The organism is Candidatus Limnocylindrales bacterium, from assembly GCA_035626395.1.
Lineage (GTDB): Bacteria > Desulfobacterota > Binatia > UBA1149 > CAITLU01 > DASPNH01.
In genome coordinates, this window is the sequence record DASPNR010000026.1 from 16582 (window position 1) to 40099 (window position 23518).

A 23518-nucleotide genomic window follows, 5' to 3' on the forward strand; every position below is an offset into this window, starting at 1 on the left:
GCAGCGTAGTACCCATGGCAGCCAAAAACCTCGTCGTCGTCGAATCGCCCGCCAAGGCCAAGACCCTGGCGCGCTACCTCGGCCGCGACTACGAGGTGAAAGCCTCGGTCGGCCACCTGGTCGACCTTCCCAAGAACAAGCTCGGCGTGAACGTCGACGGCGACTTCGAGCCCGACTACGAGGTCATCCGCGGCAAGGGCAAGGTCATCAAGGAACTGAAGAGCGCCGCCAGCGGCAAGGACCGCATCTATCTGGCGCCCGACCCCGACCGCGAAGGCGAGGCCATCGCCTATCACATCGCCCAGCACGTGGTGCCGAAGAGCTTCCGCGGCAAGGTGCACCGCGTCCTGTTCAACGAGATCACCAAGTCGGCGGTCCAGTCCGCCATCAAGAACCCCGTGGAGATCGACGAGCACAAGTTCGAGGCCCAGCAGGCGCGGCGCGTCATCGACCGTCTGGTGGGCTACCAGATCTCTCCGTTGCTCTGGGACAAGGTCCGGCGCGGGCTGTCGGCCGGGCGCGTGCAGTCGGTGGCCGTTCGCCTGATCGTCGAGCGCGAGCGCGAGATCCAGGGCTTCCAGGCGATCGAATACTGGCAGATCACCGCCAAAGTGGCGCCCGGCAAAACCGGCAACGGGCAATTCGAGGCGCGCCTGGTCGAGGTCGACGGGCGCAAGATCGATCTGAAGAGCGTGCGTGCGGCCGACGGCAGCGGCGACGGCGCCGCCTCCAAGGCCTTCTACATTGCCGACGAGAAGCAGGCTCGCGAGCTCGAGGCGCGGTTCCGCGCCGCCACCGAGTGGAAGGTCCTCGACGTCAAGAAGAGCGAGCGCCAGCGCCGCGCCGCGCCGCCGTTCATCACGTCCACGCTGCAGCAGGAGGCGTCGCGCAAGCACGGCTTCCAGCCGCGGCGCACGATGAGCGCCGCGCAGCGCCTGTACGAAGGCATCGAGCTCGGGGATGCCGGCATAACCGGCCTGATCACGTACATGCGCACCGATTCCACGCGCGTCTCGGCCGAGGCGCAGGCCGCGGCGCTGTCGTACATCCGCTCCACTTTCGGCGACGCCTACGCGCCCGAGACGCCCAACACGTTCCGGCAGAAGAAGGGCGCGCAGGATGCGCACGAAGCGATCCGGCCCACGTCGCTCGAGTTCCCGCCCGATCGCGTGCGCCAGTATCTGCCGCCCGACGAGTTGCGCGTCTACACGCTGATCTGGAACCGCTTCCTGGCGAGCCAGATGTCGGCAGCGCGCTACGACCAGACCAGCGTGGACATCGAAGCGGCCGGCGGTCGCTTCCGCGCCAGCGGCCAGGTGATCAAGTTCGATGGCTTCCTGCGTGTCTATGAGGAAGGGCGCGATACGCCCGAGGAGAGCGAGGAGGCCGAGGGCCTTCTGCCGGAGCTGCGCCAGGGGCAGCTCCTGGACCTGCGCGAGCTGCTGACCACGCAGCACTACACGCAGCCGCCGCCGCGCTTCACGCAGGCCTCGCTGATCCGCGAGCTCGAGGAGCAGGGCATCGGACGCCCGTCGACCTACGCCACGATCATGTCGACGATCCTCGGGCGCGAGTACGTCAAGCAGGACGACAACAAGCGGCTGCTGCCGACCGAGCTCGGCATCCTGGTGACCGATCTGTTGGTGGAGGCGTTTCCCGACATTCTCAACGTCGAGTTCACCGCCGGGCTGGAGGATGAGCTGGACGAGGTCGAGGCCGGCAAGAAAGGCTGGCTCGACACCACCAAGCACTTCTACACGCCGTTTCGCGCCGACCTCGAGCGCGCGCGCGTCGAGATGCGTGACGTCAAACGCGAGGTCACCGAGACCGAGCTGCCCTGCCCGAACTGCGGCAAGCGCCTGGTGGTCAAGTGGGGACGCAACGGCGAGTTCGTCGCGTGTCCGGCCTATCCGGAGTGCAAGTTCACGGCGAACTTCACGCGCAAGGAAGACGGTTCCATCGAGCTCGAGGAGCCCGAGACGACCGAGGAGGTGTGCGAGAAGTGCGGCGCGCCGATGCGCTACAAGTTCTCCAAGTTCGGCCGCTTTCTCGGCTGCTCGGCGTATCCGGAATGCAAGAACGTCAAGTCCGCCAATCAGCCGATACCGATCGGCGTGGCCTGTCCGGCCGTGCTCGGCGGATGCGGCGAAGGCGAGATGGTGCAGAAAACGTCGCGCCGCGGGAAGATCTTCTTCAGCTGCAACCGCTATCCCAAGTGCAAGTTCGCGCTGTGGGACAAGCCGGTGCCGGTGCCCTGTCCGGAGTGTGAGGCGCCGGTGGTGGTGGAGAAGACGACGAAGCGCGCGGGGACTGTGAGGCGATGTGCTCGAGAGGGTTGTGGGTACATGGAGTCCCTCGACGAGGGCATGTCGCTTCAAGAGTAGATGCGGGCGGTGGTGCTTCGAGAGTAGGCGGGGCGCGCGGAGCGGGCCATCCGCGTCGTCGCCCGTCCCGTGCTCGCTCCGGAGGGCCTCCAGCGCGCCTGCGCTCCGCGCGCGCCGGGCGCCTTGCGGCTGACCCGGTGCGCCCGCCCGCTCAGAGACCGACGGCGGAATGAACAAAAAGAACATCAGGATTGTTGGTGGCGGCCTTGCCGGCAGCGAGGCTGCCTGGCAGCTCGCGCGGCGCGGCGTGGAGTGCGAGCTCTGGGAGATGCGGCCGGAGCGGGGGACCGAGGCGCATCAGACGTCCATGCTGGCCGAGCTGGTCTGCTCCAATTCCCTTCGTGACGATTCGGAGATGACCGCGGTGGGTGTGCTCAAGCGCGAGCTTCGTGCGATGGGCTCGCTGATCATGCGCGTGGCCGACGAGGTCCGCGTGCCGGCGGGATCGGCACTGGCGGTGGACCGGGTGCTGTTCGCCGAAAAGATCACGGCGGCGATCCAGGCGCTGCCGCAGGTCACGATCCGGCGCGGCGAGGTCACGAGCATCCCCGATGACGGGCTGACCATCCTTGCCACCGGCCCTCTGACCTCTCCGGCGCTGAGCGAAGAGCTCGGACGCTACGTCGGCAGCAGGCACCTCTACTTCTACGACGCCATCTCCCCGATCCTGACCGCCGAGTCCGTCGACATGGACGTGGCGTTTCGCGCCTCGCGCTACGGGCGGGGCAGCGACGACTACGTCAACTGCCCGATGGACCGCGAGCAGTACGAGAAGTTCGTCGCCGACATCCTGGCGGCCGAGACGATGCCGCTGAAGAGCTTCGAGCGCTGCATCTACTTCGAGGGCTGCATGCCGATCGAGGAGATGGCGCGGCGCGGCCGCGACACGCTGGCGTTCGGGCCGATGAAGCCCGTGGGCCTGGAGAATCCGCGCACGGGCCGACGCGCGCACGCAGTCGTTCAGCTGCGGCAGGACGACGTGGAGGGACGGCTGCTGAGTATGGTCGGCTTCCAGACCAAGATGACCTACCCCGAGCAGCGCCGGATCTTCCGCACCATTCCCGGTCTGGAGCGCGCCGAGTTCGTGCGGCTGGGCAGCCTGCATCGCAATACGTACATCGACTCGCCGGCGTCGCTGACGCCGCTTCTGGCGCTGCGCGCGCGTCCCGACGTCATGGTGGCCGGGCAGCTGGTGGGCGTGGAGGGATACGTCGAATCGACGGCCACCGGGCTGCTGGCCGGGATGTATGCGGCGGCGCTGGCGCGGGGACAGCAGCCCATCGCTCCTCCGCCGACGACCGCCGTGGGCTCGCTCATCGCGTACGTCACCGACCCTCAGCGCCGCGATTTCCAGCCGATGAACGCCAACTACGGGCTTTTTCCTCCGCTGCCGCGCCGCCTGCACGGCCGCGACAAGAAGGAAGCCCTGTCACGCCGGGCCGCGGTCGATCTCGACGCGTGGATGGCCGCCGTGGAAGCGGATTTTTCGCCCGCGGCGTGCGCGGCAGGCCCGATCTAGCGAGATATTTCGCGCACTGTGCGCTGCATTCGTTGACCCATGGGGGTCGCGGGCGCATCATCGTTTCAACGCCCCGTGTTTTCGGCGGAGCGGAGGAAGGGACCCGGTCGCAACGACGCGGGTCGTGTGGATGGAAAGCAGGAGGCAATCATGACCAAGCAGGACCTCGTCGAGGCCGTTGCCAAGAAGACCGGCATGTCCAAGAGAAGCGCCGCCGGCGCTCTCGATGCCTGTCTGTTCGGCATCGCCAAGGCGATCAAGAAGGACAAGCGTCTGGCCATCTCCGGCCTCGGGACGTTCACCGTGCGCAAGCGCAAGGCACGCATGGGCCGCAATCCCAAGACCGGCGAGCAGATGATGATCGGCGCGAGCAAGACGGTCGGCTTCAAGCCGGCACAATCGCTCAAGCGTTCACTCTAAGCGGCCGAGGCGCATCCCGAACAAATGCGCGGCGAAGCACGGCCGCCCGCAACGCGGCCGTGCTTCGCTTCCGCATCCCGCGCGGCTGTCGCAATCTGCACGGCAGCTCACAAAGTCGGTTGACGAAGCGGTGGCGTGCGGCAGAAAGTGCCCCCCCATGACACTCACTGCCCGCCGCGCCCTTCGCTCGATCCTGAACGTCGCCGTGACTGTGCCGGTCCTCACGGCGGCTCCGGCATTCGCCGCCGACGACGGCTGCCGCTTCAATGTGGTGACTCGCGACAAGGGCGTGAAGGCCAGCTTGATTCGCGCTTTCGCCGCCTGTCCATCCACCGAGAACACCGGCGGCTACAACAATCCCAATACCGAAACGACGACAGGGGTTCCGGCGTGCTCTCCGGTGGCGCCGCCGTGGGACGAGACTGGCCAGGGGCAGGGGTCCAGGTACGAATTCTCGGACCGAGGCATGTGCTCGTTGCAGATGCGCGGTGCCATCGTGGCCGATTGTGGCGTCCTGACCGATGATGATGGCTTCCCGCTCGGGCTTCCCGCCGGCCCCTGCCACGTCACTCGCGTCTCGTCGCGCTGCTCGGGCATAGTGACGATCCAGGATCAGGCGTTGATCGACGGGAACGATCACGCCGGCTGGTCGCTGCACGTGGTGACCCGCGCCACGATCAACGACTCAGCCAACGGCGACATGACGGTGATCGACCTTCCCGTGCGCTATCTCTACGACACACCTGCGGAAGGTGAGATCGAGCTTTCCGGAAACAGCGCCGAGGCGCTGCTGCCCATCGTCGGGCCAGCGCTGGCCGCACTTCCCACGTGCTCGCAACTGCAGCCCGTCGTCGTCCGCGTGATGGATCCCGACGGCGCGCCCTTTGCCGTGCCCGGAGTCGGCACCCACGGCAAGGCGGACCTGGAGTAGGGCCGCCCGGCCTGCATGCGTAGCGTCGCGCGCAATGTGCGCGTGTCGGTGCTATGTGCAGCGGCTTGGTTGCCGCAGCTTCCACCAGACTGCAGGCGCTCCTCGAGCGCGTCCGCGACCCCGCACTGGCGGCGCCGCTCGAGCACGCTGTCGAGAACGCCCCGTCGCCCGTCCATGCAGTCGGCGCGTTCGAGCGCTTGCTCGACGAAGGCGGCGAGACGGCGTTCCGGAACTGGCCGGCGCAGGAATGGGCGAATCTCGCGATCGTCTGTGGATCGAGCCCTTCAATGGCGCGGTGGCTGGTCGCTCGTGGGCCGGCATGGCCGGCGGCCGCTGCTGCCTATCACGACGCGCTGCCTAGCTTCGAGGAGTTGTCGCGTCGCGCGGCCGTGGCCGACGAGGACAGCGCCACGGTTCTGGCGCGCAAGCTGCGCCAGCTCGCGTCCGCCGAGATGTATCGGATCGGCGCCCGCGACCTGCTCGGCATCGCCACACTGGACGAAACACTGACGAGCCTGACCCGTCTGGCCGACGTGACGCTCGAGCTCGCGGTGACGCACCATCGCAAGCTCCTTGCGCGGTCCGGCGGCGACGTGAAAAAGAGCGACGGCACGCCGGTCGGCTTCGTCGTCATCGGCATGGGGAAGCTCGGCGGGCACGAGCTCAACTTCAGCTCCGACATCGACCTGGTGTACCTCTACGAGACCGACCAGGTCGCGCAGGACTCGCCGCCCGCGCGCCAGTTCTTCACGCGCCTGGCAACGGCCGTCACGCGCGCGATGAGCGAGAACCTCGCCGATGGTCACGTCTTTCGCGTCGACCTTCGGCTGCGGCCCGAGGGCATCAACGGCGAAGCGGTCACCACGGTCGACGCTGCTGTGCTGTACTACGAGGGCTGGGGCGACACCTGGGAACGCGGCGCGCTGGCCAAGGCGCGGCCGGTGGCCGGCGACAGAAAGCTCGGCCAGTCCTACATCGATGAGCTCGAGCCGTTCATCTACCGGCGGCATCTGGATTTCCAGACCATCGAAGACATCCGCAACATGAAGGACCGCATCGACGCGGAGCTGATCCTGCTGGCGCCGGGCACACGCAACGTCAAGATCGGCCGCGGCGGCATCCGCGAGCTGGAATTCGTCGCGCAGGTTCTGCAGCTCATCCACGGCGGTCATGCTCCCGCCGTGCGCGGCGCGGGCACCCGTGCCGCCATTGCTGCGCTGGAAAAGGAGGGCTTTCTATCCTCGGAGGAAGCCCGCGACCTGCTGTCGGCCTACACGTTCCTGCGCAACGTCGAGCACGCGATCCAGATCGAGGAGAAGCGTCAGACCCAGACGCTGCCGCAAACCGAAGAAGGCCTTCGATGGCTCGCGCGTCGTCTGGGCTATGGCACCGGACGGCGCGGTGCGCCCGGCGCGCGCGACGACCGCGGCGAGCCGCTCGACGAGATCGCCGCCTTCGAGCACGACTGGGACCGGCACACGCGGCGCGTGCACGAGTTGTTCGTGCGCTTTCTCGAGCTGCGCATCGAAGGCGCGCCCCGCCAGCGCGCCGCCGATCCCGTCTCATTGGCGGTGCTGGGGCAGATCAGCGAGGGACATTTCGAGGAAGCTGGCGCGCTGCTCGCACGCATGGGCATTCCGGGCGGCGAGCAGGCGGCGCACAACCTGGCGCGCATCTACCGCGGACGGCTGCGCGGGCCGGCAAGCCCGCAGCGGCGGCGCGCCGTCGAAGCGCTGGCGCCGGCGCTGCTCGATGCCGTGGCGCGTTCGTCCGATCCCGAGCGCGCGCTCGATGGGCTCGTCGAGTTCCTCATCCGCACCGGTGCCCATACGAGCTACCTGGCACTGCTCGGGAGCTCGCCGAAGACCATGGAGATCCTGGTCTCGTTGTTCGCGAGCAGCCCGTATCTGGCCGGCCATCTCGTCGGGCATCCCGAGCTGCTCGACTCGATGGTCCGCGCCGATGCAGCCAGCGCCGAAGCGACCACCGGGCGGCTCGAGCAGGCGCTGGAGGCGATGCTGCCGGCCGACCGCGCCGATGAAGAGGCGGTGATGGCGGCGCTGCGCCGATTCCGCATCGGCGAGCTGTTGCGCGTGGGTCTCAACGATCTCTCCGGCACGCTCGACACCGATGCGGTGCATCGTTCGCTGTCGACGATCGCCGAGGTCTCCCTGTCCGCTTCCGCCGAGCTGGCACGGACGCTGGTGCAGAGGCGGATGCCCGGGCCCTGGCAGCGGCTGACGCTTGCGGTGATCGGAATGGGCAAGCTCGGCGCCCGCGAGATGTCGTATGGCTCCGATCTCGATCTCATCTTCGTCTACGACAGCGGCTCGGGCGGTTACGATGCCGATGCGCACGTTCTGGCGACCAAATGGGTGCAAAAGCTGATCTCGCTCCTGAGCTCGCGCACGCGCGACGGCGTCGTCTACGAGGTCGATGCGCGGCTGCGCCCTTCGGGGCGCAGCGGGCCTCTGGTGACTTCGCTGGAGCGCTTTCTCGAATACCATTCGGGCGAAGCGGATCTGTGGGAGCGGCAGGCGCTGATCCGCGCGCGCGTCGTCTACTGCTCCGCATCGCCACACGCTCCTTCGTCGCTCGCGCCAGCCATCGAGGAGGCGATGGCCAGGCGCATCTGGTCGGAAGGACTGGACGAGGCTGGCATGCGCGAGATCGCCGATCTTCGAGCGCGCGTGGAGAACGAGCTGGCCGGTGAAGGCCGCTCGCGCTTCAACATCAAGACGGGCCGCGGCGGCATCGTCGATGTGGAGTTTCTCGTTCAGATGCTTCAGCTCCGTTATGGCCACGACCACGAAGAGGTACGGCAGCGATCGACGCTCGACGCGATCGACGCGCTTCGCCGCATCGGCGCGCTCGGTGAGGCCGATGCCGAGGAGCTGGCGCGCCACTACCGTTTTCTTCGACGGCTGGAAGCGCGGCTGCGGCTGGAGCGTGATCGTCCGGTCGAGGAGATCGGCACCGAGGCGGCGGCGCTGGCGCCGCTGGCCACGCGCCTGGGCATCGAGCAGGACGATCCGGGAGCCGCTCTGCTGGATGCATACACGGCCACGCGCGAGGCGGTGCGCGCCATCTACGACCGTCACTTCTCCTCATCACGTTGACGTTGAGCGCCTGGGCCGCTACGAGCAGAACGTGGAAAAAGCCAAATCCATCTGGATGAACGGGACCCTGGTGCCTTGGGACGAGGCCAAGGTCCACGTTCTCACCCACACGCTTCACTATGGTCTGGGCGCCTTCGAAGGCATTCGCTGCTACGACTGCGGCGGCGGCCGCTCGGCCGTCTTTCGCCTGCGAGAGCATCTGGTGCGGCTCGATCAATCGTGCCGCATCCTCGGCATCGAGTGCCCGTATTCGGTCGAGGAACTGACGCAGGCCTGCCTGGAAACGATCCGCGACAACGGCCTGCGCGCCTGCTACATCCGGCCGCTCGTCTATGTGGCCGAGGGCGAGATGGGGCTCGGCTCGGCAACCGTCAATCCCGTGCACGTCAGCATCGCCTGTTGGGCATGGGGCTCCTATCTGGGCGATGAAGGCCTGGCCAACGGCATTCGCGTGCGCACCGCCAGCTTTCAGCGCATGCACGTCAACACGCTGATGACCAAAGCCAAGGCCGTCGGCCACTACGTCAATTCGATCCTGGCCAGCGTCGAGGCGCGCCGCGCCGGCTACGACGAAGCGCTGATGCTGGACGTGGACGGCTACGCGGCCGAAGGCTGCGGGGAGAATCTCTTCATCGTGCGCGGCGCACGGGTGAAGACGCCGCCCATCGGCACGGTGCTCGAAGGCATCACGCGCGACACGGCCATCGCGCTGCTGCGCGGCCGCGGCATCGAGGTCGTCGAGGAGAGGTTCACGCGCGACGAGGTATATATCGCCGACGAAGCGTTCATGACGGGCACCGCCGCCGAGATCACGCCTCTGCAGTCCCTCGATGACCGTCGCATAGGGCAGGGCAGGCCGGGACCGGTCACGACCGCGCTGCAGGAGGAATACTTCGCGACCTTGCGCGGCAAGCGGCCGGAGCATTCCGCATGGCTGACCTACCTCTGACCGCTGCGGCGGAGCCGCGGGGATCGGCGTGAACCCTGGAGGACGATGGGTCCATCGCCCGTCGACGCCGTTCCGGCTCGGGCCACAGGGACCCGTGCCGATCGGCGTCAAGCGGCTGATCATCGCCAACGTCGCGGTCTTCGTCCTGCAGCTGGCCACCGACTCGTGGCTGACGCAGAAGTTCGGCCTGAAGCCGGCGCTCGTCGTCGACGACTTCGAGCTGTGGCGCCTGTTCACCTACCAGTTCCTGCACGGCGGGGTCGTGCACCTGGCGCTGAACATGCTGATGCTGTGGATGTTCGGCTCCGAGCTCGAGCATCGCTGGGGGCACCGCTTCTTCACGAAGTACTATTTCGTGTGCGCCGTCGGGGGCGGACTTGCCTTCACGCTGGTGCAGTGGGGCGAATGGGTGACGAGCGTGGGCGCCTCCGGCGCCATCTACGGCGTCCTCATGGCGTACGCGTTGTGGTTCCCGAACCGGCAGGTCTACCTGTACTTCCTGTTTCCGATCCGGGTCCGCTACCTGGTGATCTTCCTGATCCTGCTCGAACTGATCCAGGCCATCGACGCCACCGGCACCGTCGCTCATACCGCGCACCTTGGCGGAATGGCGTTCGGCTACGGTTACCTTCGCTGGTACGGGATGCGCGGACTGGAGTCGTTCGCGATCCCACGCCCCGCCGATCTGCGGCGCGCGTACGCGCGCTGGAAGCTGCGCCGGTTGCAGAAGCGACGGTTCGGCCAAGGCCCGACCGGCCCGACCTACCACTGACGCGGCCGTTGTCCGCAACACGGCGCGCCTGACCCGCCGCGAAATCGAAAGGCGAGACCGGACGACGACCGACGCTTCGGCAGCGTCAGCGGCGCCCACAATTGCGAAGGGCAGCGAAGCATGGCTCCGCTGCCCTCGTGGATACTGGCTATAGGACTGGATGTGCTCCGGAATCAGGCTTCCGGAAAGAACCAACCAATCAGCACTAGCCCCGCAACGATCAGTGCCGATTCCAACATTGAACTACTCTCCTCAAAAACCCCCACGAATCTCGAACAGGCCGCGAGTTGTACTGAAACGGCCGAAGTGCGTCAACCCGATTTTAGGGGATTCTCAGATTGGTCCAGCACTCCGCACCGGGCCGTTTTTCTAGGTCCTTGCCAAAGGTTCGACAAGCCCTGCCGCAAGAATTTTTGGGGTCCGATTTGGCCTCGACTCGAGCCCGTCGCCGGCCTATACGGCTGTGATGCCCTGCGTCGAAAACAGCTTCGAAGGGACGGGAGGCGTTCCGATTTTCTATCGCGTCTGGCAGCCGGAGGGTCGGCCGCGGGCGCTGTTCATCCTGGTCCATGGCATGGGCGAGCACAGCGGGCGTTATGACCCCGTGGCCCGTTTCCTGGCCGGCCGCGGCCTGGTTGTCTGGGCCCTGGACCATCGCGGTCACGGCCGGTCGGGCGGCGAGCTGGGGACAGTGGAGCGCTTCGAGCACTTCCTCGACGACCTGGAGGCCTTCCACCGGCGTGCGCTGGAGGTCCATCCGGACCTGCCGACGGTCCTGTTCGGCCATTCCATGGGCGGCCTGATCGTCACGCCGTATCTGCTGGAGCGTCCGCTGCGGCCGGACCTCGTGGTCCTTTCCGGCCCGGCCCTGGTCCCGATCCTGGACCCCCACGACAACACGATCGACCCGACGCGGCTGTCCCGCGACCCCGAAGCCTGGAAAGCCTACCTGGAGGACCCCCTGATCCTGCGCGAGCGCGTGCAGCAGGGGCTCTTCGTCGCCCTCGCCGAGGGCCTGGCGACGATCGTCGGCCGCGCCGCCGAGCTCGACCATCCCATCCTGCTGCTGCACGGATCGGCCGATCGTCTGTGCAGCGCCGAAGGGGCGAAGGCGTTCCTCGAATCGTCGTCGAGCCGCGATCTGACGATCAAGATCTACCCGGATGGCCGGCACGAGATGCTCAACGAGATCAATCGCGACGAGGTTCTCGAGGACATGTGGGCGTGGCTGGATGCGCGCCTTCCCAGGTAGGCATCGTGGAACCGGCAATCGTTTGACCGTCGATTCGTTCTGCTAGGATGCCCGCACACATGGAAGACAACGTAATGTTCGTGGTCGGCTCGCCGCGTTCGGGCTCGACGATGCTTGCGCGCATGATCTCCTCGCACTCGCAGATCTACGGGCGCCCCGAGCCGCATCTGCTGACGCCGCTGGCGCATCTCGGCTACTACGGCAACGTCGACAAGGCTCCTTACGATCACGTCCTGGCAGCTGAATCGACCAAGGAATTCGTCGCCGACCTTCCGCGAGGCGAACAGGACTACATCGACGCGTGCCGCGCCTATTGCGACACGCTGTACGGTCGCATGCTCGCGACCAAGCCGGACAAGAAGATCTTCCTGGACAAGACGCCGGCGTATGCACTGGTGCTGGATTTCATCGCGCGCATCTATCCGAACGCGAGATATGTGGTCCTGACCCGGCATCCTCTGGCGGTGTTCAGCTCGTATGCGGAGTCGTTCTTCGACAGCGACTACCAGACGGCGCACCAGTACAATCCGCTGCTGGAGCGCTACGTGCCCGCGATCGCCAAGTTCCTTCGCGAGCGCAAGGTGCCCATCTTCCACGTCGTCTACGAGAAGCTGGTGGCCGATCCCGAGCCGATGCTGCGCGGGATCTTCGAGTTCGTGGGTGTGCCGCACGAGGAATCGGCGGTCGAGTACGGCAAGCACAAGCACGAGGCCAAAGGTCTCGGCGATCCGATCGGCGTGGCCAAGCATTCGCGTCCGAGCACCGAGTCGATCGACAAATGGGCCGTCGAGATTGCCAGCGACCCCGCGCGGCTCGCGCTTTGCCGCGACATGATCGCACGCCTGGATCCGGCCGATCTCGCGCTATGGGGCCATCCGCTCGAAACGCTGTGGGATCCTCTGGAACGCGCCGCGGCCAGCGGCAGGAAGCCGGCACCGAAGAAGCTCGATCGCTATCGCCTCGAGCGACGCGCCATCGTCACGTTGCGGGCGCAGGTGCAGAAGAGTCCGCAGCTTCGCAAGCTGTTGCAGAGAGTGCGGCTGGCTTCGGACGTGCTGCTCCGCGAGTAGCACCGCATTCAGGCCAAGAGGTCGGGGAATCGCGAGGTGCAGATGCTGACGAAGCTGCGTTGGGACGCCGTGAGCACGTCGTTGGCACGGCGGACCAGGCCCCAGGTCCGGTAGAGGCCGCGAGGGCCCAGCGGACGGACGACGAGGTCGCCCGCCAGTTCCTCCTTGCGCACCGCCCATCTCGCAACGAGTGAGACTCCCAGACCGGCGGCCACCATCTTCTTCACGGCCTCCAGGTCGCTGATCTCCATCGCAATGCTGGGGAAAACTCCGGCTTCGAGAACGAAGCGCTCGAGCAGACGGAACGTCTGGCTCCGGCGGTCGTAGACCACCAGCGGCTGCCCGGCAAAATCCTTGGCTTTGACCCGCTCGAGCGCGGTCCACGCGTGATCGCGCGGCGCGATCGCAACGAGCTCGTCGCGGCCGAGCTCGGTGACCACGAGACCGGACTCCTGCACCGGCAGCAGAAGGATGCCGAGATCGACGGTGCCGTCGAGCGTGCGCTGCAGCGTTTCGATGGAGAAGCCCGAGAGCACCTGCACATCGATCTTGCCGAAACGCGACGAGAACTCCCGGACCAGGTCCGGGAGGATGTGATGACAGACCGCGCCGCCGCTTCCCACCGACACGCGCCCGCGCCCCATGCCTTCGAAATCCGACACGACCGCGCGAGCTTCCTCGACCTTGCGTACGATCTGGCGCGCATACGGCAGCAGGACGCTGCCGGCCTGCGTCAGCGTCACCTTTCGTGTCTGGCGTGCGAACAGGGTGGAGCCGAGGTCCTGCTCCAGCGCACGCACCTGCTGGCTCACCGCCGATTGCGTCACCCGCAGCCGCTCGCCGGCTCTTGTGAAGCTGCCGGTCTCGGCCACCGTGAGAAAGGTCGCGAGCATTCTGAGGTCCATCGTGCCGTAGCCTAATCGATCTTCTTTCCTTATCGAAGCTGGGGACTTGCGGATCGGGCGCGCCGCCTTGGGGCGGGCTGCCTGCATCCAAGGCACGGCAGTGCCGGGGAAAGCAGCAGCAAACGTTGGGTTTGACGCCCTTTTGCGCTCTCCGACTGCGAAAAGAGCCGATGAATCACGCCTTGCGGCCGTGCGGAAGGGCGCCCCGGCGCTGGCACTGATTCTGCTTATCGCGGGGTGACGATTCACAACCGACTCTTATCGGTTAGGACGGGGGTTTTCTTCATGCGCACTCGATCGACAATCATCACCACCGCTTTGGCGCTGTTGCTGGCATCGGCCGCCAGCTCCTTCGCAGAAGAAGCTCCGGCCGGAATCCCTCCGGTCGCCATCGACACCTTCTGGGTGCTGCTGACGGGCGCGCTGGTGTTCTTCATGAACACCGGCTTCGGCTTGCTCGAAAGCGGTCTTTGCCGCGCGAAGAACGCGGTCAACATCCTGGCCAAGAACTTCACCGTGTTCGCTGTCTCGTCCCTGGCCTTCTGGTTCATCGGGTGGGGCTTGATGTTCGGCAACGGCAGTCCGTTCTTCGGGAGCGAGGGACTGCTGATGCTGACGGGCGCCGACAACAGTCCGGCCACCGGCGATGCCTACCAGGGCGCCTATTCGGCCATCGCCTGGACCGGCGTGCCGCTGGAAGCGAAATTCTTCTTCCAGCTCGTGTTCGCAGGCACCGCTGCCACGATCGTGTCGGGCGCGGTGGCCGAGCGTGTGAGGTTCCTGTCGTTCATCGTCTTCTCGGCGGTGCTGACGGCGATCCTCTATCCCGTCACCGGGCATTGGATCTGGGGCGGCGGCTGGCTGGCCGGGCAGGGCTTCTGGGACTTTGCCGGATCGACCGTCGTGCATTCGGTCGGTGGCTGGTGCGCACTGGCTGGAATCCTGGTGCTCGGGCCGCGCCTCGGAAAGTACACCAAGGACGGCAAGATCGCTCCCATCACCGGCCACAACATGACCAGCGTGTTCACCGGCTGCTTCATCCTGTGGCTCGGCTGGTTCGGCTTCAACGCTGGCAGCACGATGACGGTCGGCAACGGCGTGGACATCGCGCACATCTTCGTCACGACCAACATGGCCGCTGCGGCCGGGTCGGTGACGGCGATGCTCGCGGCATGGCTGGCGCTGGGCAAGCCGGACTACACGATGATCGCCAATGGCTGTCTTGCCGGCCTCGTTGCCATCACCGCACCGTGCGCGTGGGTGAGCACCCCGGCAGCCGTGCTGATCGGCGGCATCGGCGGCGTCCTGGTCGTCTACGCCGTGCTGTTCTTCGACAAGGCGAGAATCGACGATCCGGTCGGCGCGCTGTCGGTGCACCTCGTCAACGGTGTGTGGGGAACGCTGTGCGTGGGGCTGTTTGCGAGCCCGGACTACAGCAACGGCGCTGCGCTGCTCGAGAACGGCCGCATGGCGTTGATCACCGCGCAGCTGACGGGCATCGTCTCGGTTGCGATCTTCACGCTCGTCGCCTCGTTCGCGAGCTGGTTCGCGATCAAGGCGATCATGGGGATTCGGGTGTCGGCCGAGGAGGAGATCGAAGGCCTCGACGCCGGCGAGCATGGCCTCAGCGCCTACCCGGATTTCAGTTCCACTAGGATCGGGTCCATCCACCCTGCGATGGCGGCAGCTTCGGGCGGCGCGATGGCGAACTCGGTCCTCGCGCGCGAGTACCGCCTCGGAGAGGCCGCGCAGTAGTCGACGGGTGGCGGCGGCGCGCCGGTGACCGGTCCCCTACCGGCGCGTCGCCAATTTCCACGGTGGGACCGGGTGTGGAGGTTGCATGAGGCTCGAAATCGAGCCTGCGGGGTTGGGAAGCCGATGCCCGGGCCGCTTACGCGGCCCGGGCGTTGCTCGCTTTGCCCACGCCGACCAGTAGGCGGACGGCATCCGTGATTCCATCGACGGTCAGCGGGAACATCGGGAAGACGCGCTCGAGAATCCGAGTCGTATGAGTGTGCGTCCAGACCTTGCGGTCTTCGGGATTGAGCCACACCGCGCGGTCGAAGTGCTCGGCCACCCGCTGCATCCACGTCAGACCGGTCGTGGCGGTGGTCTGCCTGGGATCGATGCCGCCGAACGGCTCGAGCAGCTCGGCTGGATGCATGGCTGCATCGCCGACCAGGATCACCTTCCAGAACGGCTCGTGCGTGCGCAGCACCTGCGTGGTGGGCACGGCGCTCGCGCGCGTCAGGCGGGCGCTGGTGTAGACGTGGTCGTAGATGCAGTTGTGGAAGTAGTAGGACTCGAACGCCCGCAAGCCGCGCTGCTCGTGCAGTGCCGTCAGCAGCCGGCTGACGGGCTCGTAGTACGGGGTCATCGTCCCGCCCACGTCCATCAGCAGCAGCACGCGCACGTCGTTGCGGCGGGGCGGACGAAACACCATCTCGATCTCGCCGGCGTTGCGGCAGGTCTCGTCGATCGTTTCGTCCAGATCGAGCTCGACGGCGCTGCCGTGACGGGTGAGCTGACGCAGGCGGCGTAGCGCAACCTTGAGCTGGCGCACGTCCAGCTTCACGTCCGTTCGGTAATCCTCGAAATGACGTTCCTCGGCTACCTTCATCGCCGAACGGCTGCGGCCTGGGCCGCCAACGCGGATGCCGGTCGGATGGACCCCGCCATGACCGAAAGGAGAGCGGCCGCCGGTGCCGACCCAGCGGTTTCCGCCGTCATGGCGCTCGTCCTGCTCGGCAAGAGTCTCCAGGAAGCGGCGCATCAGCTCATCGCCGGTAAGGCGCTGGAGCTCAGCCAGCTGCTCGGGCGTCAGCTGCGGGAAGCTCTTGGGATCGCGCAGCCACTCCAGGATCTCCTCGGTCAGCTTGTCCAGGCTCCCCTCGACGCCGTGGAACACGCGCGCGAAGACGCGATCGAACGCGTCGAAGTGGCCCTCATGCTTGATCAGGCAGGCGCGGGCGAGGTGATAGAAGCGCTGCAGGCTCGAGCCGTGCAGGCCCATGGCCATCGCATCCATCAGCGTGAGCCATTCCTGCGTTCCGACCGGAACGCCCTCGTCGCGCAGACCGTAGAAGAGCTCGAGGAACATCCGCCTACTGGTTGTAGCGCGGGCCCAGCTCCGACCAGCTGGACGGGTAGCTGCCGCCTTTCTTGTTGTAACGGTCCAGCGCCTCCGAGTCCTGCTCCGTCTTGAGGAGGCTGCCCACGAACGGGATGTGCTCCTCGATCTTGTCGGCGCCGATCCCCGCCCGGCGCAGCGCGGCGATCCAGTCGATCAGTTCGGACGTCGAAGGCTTCTTTCGCAGCTCGGGCTGCTCGCGCAGCCAGTAGAACTTGATCAGCACCTGGTCGAGCAGGTTGGTGTCCAGGTTCGGGTGATGCACGGCCACGATGCGGCGCATGAGCCGTACGTCCGGGAATTCGATGTAGTGGAAGATGCAGCGGCGCAGGAACGCGTCCGGCAGCTCCTTCTCGTTGTTGGACGTGATGAGGACGATCGGGCGCTCCTTGGCGGCGATCTCGTCGCCCGTCTCCACGACGGTGAAACGCATCTCGTCGAGCTCGTGCAGAAGATCGTTGGGAAACTCGATGTCCGCCTTGTCGATCTCGTCGATCAGCAGCACGCGCCGCTCGTCGGCGACGAAGCAGCGGCCGACCGGGCCCAGCTTGATGTACGAGCGGATGTCGGCGACGTTGCCGCCGCCGAAACGGCTGTCGTTCAGCCGCTGGACCGTGTCGTACACGTACAGGCCTTCGGCTGCTTTGGACGTCGATTTGACGTGCCAGCTCTCCATCTTCAGCCCCAGTGCGGCACTGATGTGGCGAGCGAGCAAAGTCTTTCCGGTGCCGGGCTCGCCACGCAGGAGCAGCGGTCGCTGCAGTGCGATGGCGCAGTTGACGGCGTCGACGAGCGACTCCGAGGCGATGTAGCCGTCGGTGCCTGTGAAGCGGTAGAAGGGTTGCTGGTCGGACATCGTATTCCTTTCAGAAGCAGGCAGCGTATCTCGAACGTCGGTGGCTATGCGACATCCCGCGGCGGCCGCAAAAGCTCATGCCGCCCTAGAAGCCGAGGCTCTTGGCGATCACCTGTTTCATGACTTCGTCGGCGCCGCCGCCGATGGAAGCCAGGCGCGAATCGACGAACATGCGGCCCGCCGGGTTGTCGGTCAGGTAGCCGGCGCCGCCGTACATCTGCATGCAGGTGGTGGCGACGTACTGCTGGGCCTCGATGCAGAAGATCTTCGCCATCGAGATTTCGCGCGTCGCATCCTCGCCGTCGATCCGCTTGCGCACGCATGCATAGCCGAGCTCGCGCGCCGCCTGGATCCGAATCAGCATGTCGACGAACTTGAACTGGTTGACCTGAAACTTGGTCAGCGGCTTGCCGAACACGATTCGCTGCTGGCAGTAGTCGCGCGTCTTTTCCCAGCAATCCATGGCGGCGGCGCTGGAGGCGAGAACGGCGATGAGGCGCTCGTCCTGAAACTGCACCATCTGCTGCTGAAAGCCGCGTCCGGGATCGCCGATCGTGTTGGATATCGGGACGCGAACGTCCTCGAAATAGATCGTTCCCGTGTCCGAGCCCCAATTGCCGATCTTGTCGAGCAGCGTGTAGCTGATGCCGGGGGTGTCGGTCGGGACGATGATCTGGGTGAAGCCGCCGTAGCCGGCTTCGGGATCCGATACCGCCAGGAGGCAGAAGAAGTCGGCCGTGGCGGCGTTGGTGATGAAGGTCTTGGAGCCGTTGATCACCCAATCGTCGCCGTCGCGCACGGCACGCGTCCTGATCGCCGAGACGTCCGAGCCCGCCGTCGGCTCCGTGACGGCGATGGCGCCCACGGCCTCGCCGCGGATGGCGGGGGCTAGCCAGCGCTCCCGCAGTTCGTCCGAGCCGAACTGGGCGAGGGCAGGCGTGGCCATGTCGGTCTGAACGAAAATGCCCATGGCCACGCCGGCGTTGTCGCAGCAGCCGACCTCTTCGGCCAGGATCGCCGAGAAGCTCCAGTCCAGGCCGGCGCCGCCGAAGCGCGGGTCGTAGCGGATGCCGAGCATCCCCAGCTCGCCCATCTTCGGATACAGGCTCTTGTCGATACGGCCCATCTCGTCGAACTCGCGCGAGCGCGGGACGAGCTCCTCCTGGACGAATTTTCGGATGCTGGCGCGAAATGCGCGGTGCTCGGGCGTGGCGAACATCTCGTGTTCGCTGAAGATCTCGTTCGGCATGGCGCTTCGTACGCGAGGAAAAGGGGCTACGCAATGGCGGCGGCGGAGGCACCGCGGGAAGCGACCGGTGGTTGGCCGGCCGGCCTGCAAGGGGGTAACAGGCCGACCGGCCGAGCGTCCCGCTTTCGCGGAGCGCTGACCACCTGCCTCTCGCTTACGCGAGAGGCCAGCGCGCCGGTGCCGACCCCAAGGGGGTTAGAGTCGACGTCGGACGTGCATTGGTAGCGATGCGAAGCTGAAGCAATTGCAGTCGCATCGCAATCCTTTTTGTCATCCCACCGTTCACGGTTACTGCGCGTTGAGGATGCTCATCGACAGCTCCCAGCCTTTCGGGTAGCTGCCTGCCCACGTAGCCGTCAACGAGGCGATGTCCGTTCCATACATGATCTCGGTCGTCATCTCCGGAAGCGTCGCCTTCGAGAAATCTCCGTACACCTGGAACGTGAACGGATAGGTCAGGACGCCGTTGATGAGCTTGGCCTTGATCTGGAACTTGGCGATTCCGCTGCGGCGCCCGCGGCCCATGCGCGCCAGCGAGTCCGTGTACTTGAACGCGGTCCCCTTGCTGTTGCCCTTCAGGTCACCCGGGAACAGCGATGCCCGGTAGATGATGCCGTTGGCATTGCTGAGCGAGAAGCGCACCGGCTCGGTAAACAGGTCGATTGAGGTGTAGGGTTCGAACCGGGCGTGCATGCTCATCACGTCGGGCGCGCCGTTCTTGCCGAACTTGATCCTGGCCGGATCGTTCAGGATCGGCTGGCACTGCGGCACGATCTCGCAGCTCAGGCTGCAGGTGGGCTGGCCGGTGAGGCAGTCCGGATCGCTGCAGTCGATGAGGCCGTCGAAGTCGTCATCGAACGTATTGGCGCAATCTTCGCCGCTCGGCGGATCGCACTGCTCGCCAACTTCCACGATGCCATTGCCGCAATCGCTCGTGCCGGGATCCGTCGACGGCGGCAGAACGTCCGTCGGCTCTTCGTCGGAGTCGTTGCTCGCGTTGGTGTCGTTCGAGGAAGTCGTGACGGCGGCGATGTTGCAGAGATCGCTGTTGCCATCGCACAACCCGAACTGGTTGGAGCCGCTCGTCGGGGCGGTCTCGAGCACGTCGACCTGGATGTCGAACGTCACGGACTCGCCTGAGAGCAGAGCACCGAGGTTGCAGCGCAGGCCGATGCCGGCCAACGGGGCGCATGGCATGGTGGCGCTGACGAAGGTCGTGTTCGGATCGAGGTTCTCGATGACCTCGACGTCGAAGGCAATGCCGGGACCGTTGTTGGTCACCGTCAGGGAGTAGCCGAGGCGGTTGCCCGCGCGCACCGAGTCGGGCGAATCGGACTTCCTGATCGACAGGTCGACGACGTCATTGCCCGATTCGATCGTGCAGGTTGCGCTGCATCCGTCGCCGTCGACCAGGTTGAGGTCGTCGCATTCTTCCACGCCGGTCTGCACGAAGCCGTCGCCACACGCGGCGTCCTCGCAATTGCTCAGGCAGGCGTCATCGTTGGCTGCGTTGCCGTCGTCGCAGGCCTCCGTCACGTCCACGACGCCGTCGCCGCACTGATGCAGACCGAAGTCGAAGGTCAGGTTCTGCGTGCCCGAGGAGAGGCTGAAGTTGGAGGTGCGCGCCGTCAGCGGATCGCCGTCGCTGTCGAGGCTTCCGTCGGCGCCGGCGTGCGCGTCCGTTAGGAACCAGCCGGCAGGAGTGACGATCTGTATGTAGTAGTTGCCGGCGGCGAGCCGCTCGAACAGGTAGTAGCCCTGCACGTCGGTGGTCTGCTCATCGACGAGCTCGCTGCTGCCCCCGGCGAGAACGCGGTAGAGCTGCACGAGGACACCGGACAGGCCTGGCTCGCTGCCGTTGCGCGCCTGGATGCCGTCGCGGTTCGTGTCGAGCCAGACGTGGTCGCCCACAGAGGCCAGATTCTCGATCTGGCACGTGGAGCCGCAGCCGTCGTCGGCGGTGGCGTTGCCGTCATCGCACTGTTCGACGCCCGCGCGTACGAAGCCGTCGCCGCACGTCGCGGTGGCGCAGGTCGTCAGGCATGCGTCGGTGTTGACGGCGTTGCCGTCGTCGCACTGCTCGACGCCCGTGCGCACGAAGCCGTCGCCGCAGACCGCGGCGGTGCAGGTGGTCAGGCATGCGTCGGTGTTGGAAGCGTTTCCGTCGTCACAGGACTCCACACCGGCCCGCACGAAGCCATCGCCGCAGGTGGCGGTGGCGCAGGTGGTGAGGCAGGAATCGGTGTTGGAGAGATTCCCGTCGTCACAGGACTCGACCCCGGCCCTCACGAAGCCATCGCCGCAGGTGGCGGGCAGGCAGGTGGAAAGGCAGGCGTCCGTGTTGAGGACGTTGCCGTCGTCGCAGGTCTCGACGCCCGTGCGCACGAAGCCGTCGCCGCAGCGGGCGGCAGCGCAGGTGTTGGTGCAGGCATCGGTGTTCGACGCGTTGCCGTCATCGCACGATTCGACGCCGGCCCGCACGAAGCCGTCGCCGCAGCGGGCGGCTTCGCAGGTCGTCGTGCAGGCATCGGTGTTGGACGCATTGCCGTCGTCGCAGGCTTCGACACCCGTGCGAACGAAGCCGTCGCCGCAGCTGGCGCTGATGCAGGTGTTGAGGCAGCCGTCGGTGTTGACGGCATTGCCGTCATCGCACAGCTCGCCGGCGTCGATGACGCCGTTGCCGCAGGCCTCGGTCGCGCAGGTGGAGGAGCAGCCGTCGCCGCTGGTGGCGTTGCCGTCGTCGCAGGCCTCGACGCCGGAGCGGACGTGACCGTCGCCGCAGCGGGCGGCAACGCAGGTGGTCAGGCACGCGTCGGTGTTGGACGCGTTGCCGTCGTCACAGGCTTCGACGCCGTTGCGTGCATATCCGTCGCCGCAGCGCGCGTTCGCGCAGGTATCGAGGCACGCATCCGTGTTGACGGCGTTGCCGTCGTCGCACTGTTCGCCCGGGTCGACCACGCCGTTGCCGCAGACCTCGGTCGTGCAAGTGGCGGAGCAGCCGTCGCCCGCGGTCACGTTGCCGTCGTCGCAGGATTCGCTGCCGGTGCGGATGTGGCCGTCGCCGCAGGCGGCGGCGGCGCAGGTGTTCAGGCAGGCGTCGTTGTTGGATGCGTTGCCGTCGTCGCACGCCTCGACGCCGGTGCGCGTGTAGCCGTCGCCGCAGCGCGCGTTCGTGCAGGTGTTGAGGCAGGCGTCGGTATTGACCGCATTGCCGTCGTCGCACTGCTCGCCGGCGTCGACGACGCCGTTGCCGCAGGCCTCGGTCGCGCAGGAGGCGGAGCAGCCGTCGCCGCTGGTGACGTTGCCGTCATCGCAGGTCTCGCTGCCGGTGCGGACGAACCCATCGCCGCAGGTGGCGGTGACGCAGGTGGCGAGACAGGCGTCGGTGTTGGAGGCGTTGCCGTCGTCGCAGGCCTCGACGCCGGTGCGAACGAAGCCGTCGCCACAGGCGGCCGCGGCGCAGGTTGTCAGGCACGCATCGTTGTTGGACGCATTGCCGTCGTCGCACGCTTCCACGCCGGTGCGAACGATGCCATCGCCGCAGCGCGCCGCCTGGCAGGTCGTTGTGCAGGCGTCGGTGTTGACGGCGTTGCCGTCATCGCACGCCTCGACGCCGGTTCTGACGAAGCCGTCGCCGCAGGCTGCGACCACGCACGTGGTGAGGCAGGCATCGGTGTTGGAGGCGTTGCCGTCGTCGCAGGCCTCGACGCCGCTGCGCACGAAGCCGTCGCCGCAGGCGGCGGGCACGCAGGTATTGAGGCAGGCGTCGGTGTTGACGGCGTTGCCGTCGTCACAGGCCTCGACGCCGGCACGGACGATACCGTCGCCGCAGCGCGCGCTCGTGCAGCTGTTGGTGCAGGCGTCGGTGTCGATCGCGTTGGCATCGTCGCACTGCTCCGTACCCACGTGCAGGTAGCCGTCGCCGCAAGCGGCCGCCACGCAAGTGGTCAAACAGGCGTCGCTATTGGATGCATTGCCGTCGTCGCAGGCTTCGACGCCGCTGCGGACGATGCCGTCGCCGCAGCGCGCGACCGCGCAGCTGTTGGTGCAGGCGTCGGTGTTGATGGCGTTCGCGTCGTCGCAGCCTTCGATGCCGGCCTGGACGAACCCGTCACCGCAGCGCGCGGTCTGACAGGTCGTGGTGCACGCGTCGGTGTTCGAAGCGTTGCCGTCGTCGCACTGCTCGGTGCCTTCCTTGACGCCATTGCCGCAGACGCTGCGCAGCGTGCAGCTGTTCGAAGGGCCCGTCAGCGTGCCGGTGCTGAAGGTGCTGCCGTATTTCAGCGCCACCACTGTGGTCTCGGTGGCGTAATTCGCGTTGAGCGTGATGTAGTAGTTGCGCGTCTCGCCGGTATCGAACCCGGTATCGAACTTGACGCCGTAGATGCCGGTGGTCGGGTCGTTTCCGAAGACGACGGTGCGCGGGCTGAGGTCGTTCTGCGTCGGGCCCCAAACGCCCGCCGCCGAAAGCATGGAGGAGGACACGCAGGTCCCGAGCTGTATGGTCAGGTGGCTGATCGCATTGGCGCCGCTGTTGGACCGGAACGTGTAGTACCAGGTCGACTTGCCCGTGGTGGGATAGTCATAGCGCACCGCCACGAAGGTCGCTTCGTGCGGTCCGACGGCGACGGCCGGTGCTACGGCCGGCATCAAGACCGCAGTCAGTACCAGCATCCCCGCCAGCATCTTGCTGAGAGTGCCGGCGGGACGAGCTTTCAAGTTATGTTCGGGACGAGCACGTGGCTGGTCCCCCCTTTTCCGAAGCAGCATAACAACCCCCTTGCTTGCTGCAGCCGCCTACATCTTCATCAGATTTAGGCCGTGATAAAATTGACGAATGCATTCTTCACCCGGTGGCCAATTTTGCGCAAGCAGTTTTTGCCCCTGCCGCGCCCCACGGCGCTTTTGAGGAAGAATCGAGAACTTCAGAGCTTACGAACAAGTTGTAAGCACTGTTCACGT

At 66.4% G+C, this 23518-nt stretch carries 15 protein-coding genes; 10 read left to right on the plus strand and 5 right to left on the minus strand.

Translation table 11 applies throughout. The annotated features are described in order from the left end of the window. Positions 1-14 precede the first annotated feature (14 nt). From topA to VEC57_08825, 9 genes are all read left to right on the plus strand, one after another. Positions 15-2384 (plus strand): type I DNA topoisomerase, encoded by a 2370-nt coding sequence (gene topA / locus VEC57_08785; GenBank protein HYB99218.1) that lies wholly within the window; start codon positions 15-17, stop codon positions 2382-2384. A gap of 169 nt (positions 2385-2553) precedes the next feature. Further along, on the plus strand, positions 2554-3903 hold the full coding sequence (trmFO, locus tag VEC57_08790; protein HYB99219.1) for a methylenetetrahydrofolate--tRNA-(uracil(54)-C(5))-methyltransferase (FADH(2)-oxidizing) TrmFO: 1350 nt from the start codon (positions 2554-2556) through the stop codon (positions 3901-3903). A 150-nt stretch (positions 3904-4053) separates the two neighbouring features. Then, positions 4054-4323, plus strand: a complete 270-nt coding sequence (locus tag VEC57_08795) for an HU family DNA-binding protein (protein ID HYB99220.1) — start codon at positions 4054-4056, stop codon at positions 4321-4323. A gap of 157 nt (positions 4324-4480) precedes the next feature. After that, complete coding sequence (locus VEC57_08800; protein ID HYB99221.1) at positions 4481-5254, plus strand: hypothetical protein; 774 nt, start codon at positions 4481-4483, stop codon at positions 5252-5254. A 65-nt stretch (positions 5255-5319) separates the two neighbouring features. Further along, positions 5320-8373 carry a bifunctional [glutamate--ammonia ligase]-adenylyl-L-tyrosine phosphorylase/[glutamate--ammonia-ligase] adenylyltransferase gene (gene glnE / locus VEC57_08805; GenBank protein ID HYB99222.1) on the plus strand — a complete coding sequence of 1018 codons (3054 nt, stop codon included), beginning with the start codon at positions 5320-5322 and terminating at the stop codon, positions 8371-8373. A 31-nt stretch (positions 8374-8404) separates the two neighbouring features. Next, positions 8405-9322: a branched-chain amino acid transaminase gene (locus VEC57_08810; protein ID HYB99223.1), complete on the plus strand. Its 918-nt coding sequence runs from the start codon at positions 8405-8407 to the stop codon at positions 9320-9322. Positions 9323-9416: 94 nt separating this feature from the next. Beyond that, entirely contained in the window at positions 9417-10094 is a 678-nt protein-coding gene (locus VEC57_08815; GenBank protein HYB99224.1) for a rhomboid family intramembrane serine protease, read from the plus strand. Positions 10095-10560: 466 nt separating this feature from the next. After that, complete coding sequence (locus VEC57_08820) at positions 10561-11346, plus strand: alpha/beta hydrolase (protein ID HYB99225.1); 786 nt, start codon at positions 10561-10563, stop codon at positions 11344-11346. A 59-nt stretch (positions 11347-11405) separates the two neighbouring features. Beyond that, positions 11406-12416 carry a sulfotransferase gene (locus tag VEC57_08825; protein ID HYB99226.1) on the plus strand — a complete coding sequence of 337 codons (1011 nt, stop codon included), beginning with the start codon at positions 11406-11408 and terminating at the stop codon, positions 12414-12416. Positions 12417-12424: 8 nt separating this feature from the next. On the opposite strand, the gene VEC57_08830 is transcribed toward VEC57_08825, so the two are convergent. Further along, the gene (locus VEC57_08830; GenBank protein HYB99227.1) at positions 12425-13309 is read right to left on the minus strand and encodes a LysR family transcriptional regulator; all 885 of its coding nucleotides are present in this window, start codon (positions 13307-13309) and stop codon (positions 12425-12427) included. Between the two features lie 297 nt (positions 13310-13606). On the opposite strand from VEC57_08830, the gene amt reads away from it, so the two are divergent. After that, positions 13607-15076, plus strand: a complete 1470-nt coding sequence (gene amt / locus VEC57_08835; protein HYB99228.1) for an ammonium transporter — start codon at positions 13607-13609, stop codon at positions 15074-15076. A gap of 136 nt (positions 15077-15212) precedes the next feature. Here amt and VEC57_08840 read toward each other — a convergent pair whose 3' ends face one another. The 4 genes from VEC57_08840 to VEC57_08855 form a co-directional block, all read right to left on the minus strand. Then, positions 15213-16421: a VWA domain-containing protein gene (locus VEC57_08840; protein ID HYB99229.1), complete on the minus strand. Its 1209-nt coding sequence runs from the start codon at positions 16419-16421 to the stop codon at positions 15213-15215. A gap of 4 nt (positions 16422-16425) precedes the next feature. After that, positions 16426-17307, minus strand: coding sequence for a MoxR family ATPase (locus VEC57_08845; GenBank protein HYB99230.1), 882 nt, complete (start codon positions 17305-17307; stop codon positions 16426-16428). An 85-nt stretch (positions 17308-17392) separates the two neighbouring features. Continuing rightward, positions 17393-18556: an acyl-CoA dehydrogenase family protein gene (locus VEC57_08850; GenBank protein HYB99231.1), complete on the minus strand. Its 1164-nt coding sequence runs from the start codon at positions 18554-18556 to the stop codon at positions 17393-17395. A gap of 288 nt (positions 18557-18844) precedes the next feature. Beyond that, positions 18845-23275 (minus strand): DUF4215 domain-containing protein, encoded by a 4431-nt coding sequence (locus VEC57_08855; GenBank protein ID HYB99232.1) that lies wholly within the window; start codon positions 23273-23275, stop codon positions 18845-18847. Between the last annotated feature and the right edge of the window lie 243 nt (positions 23276-23518).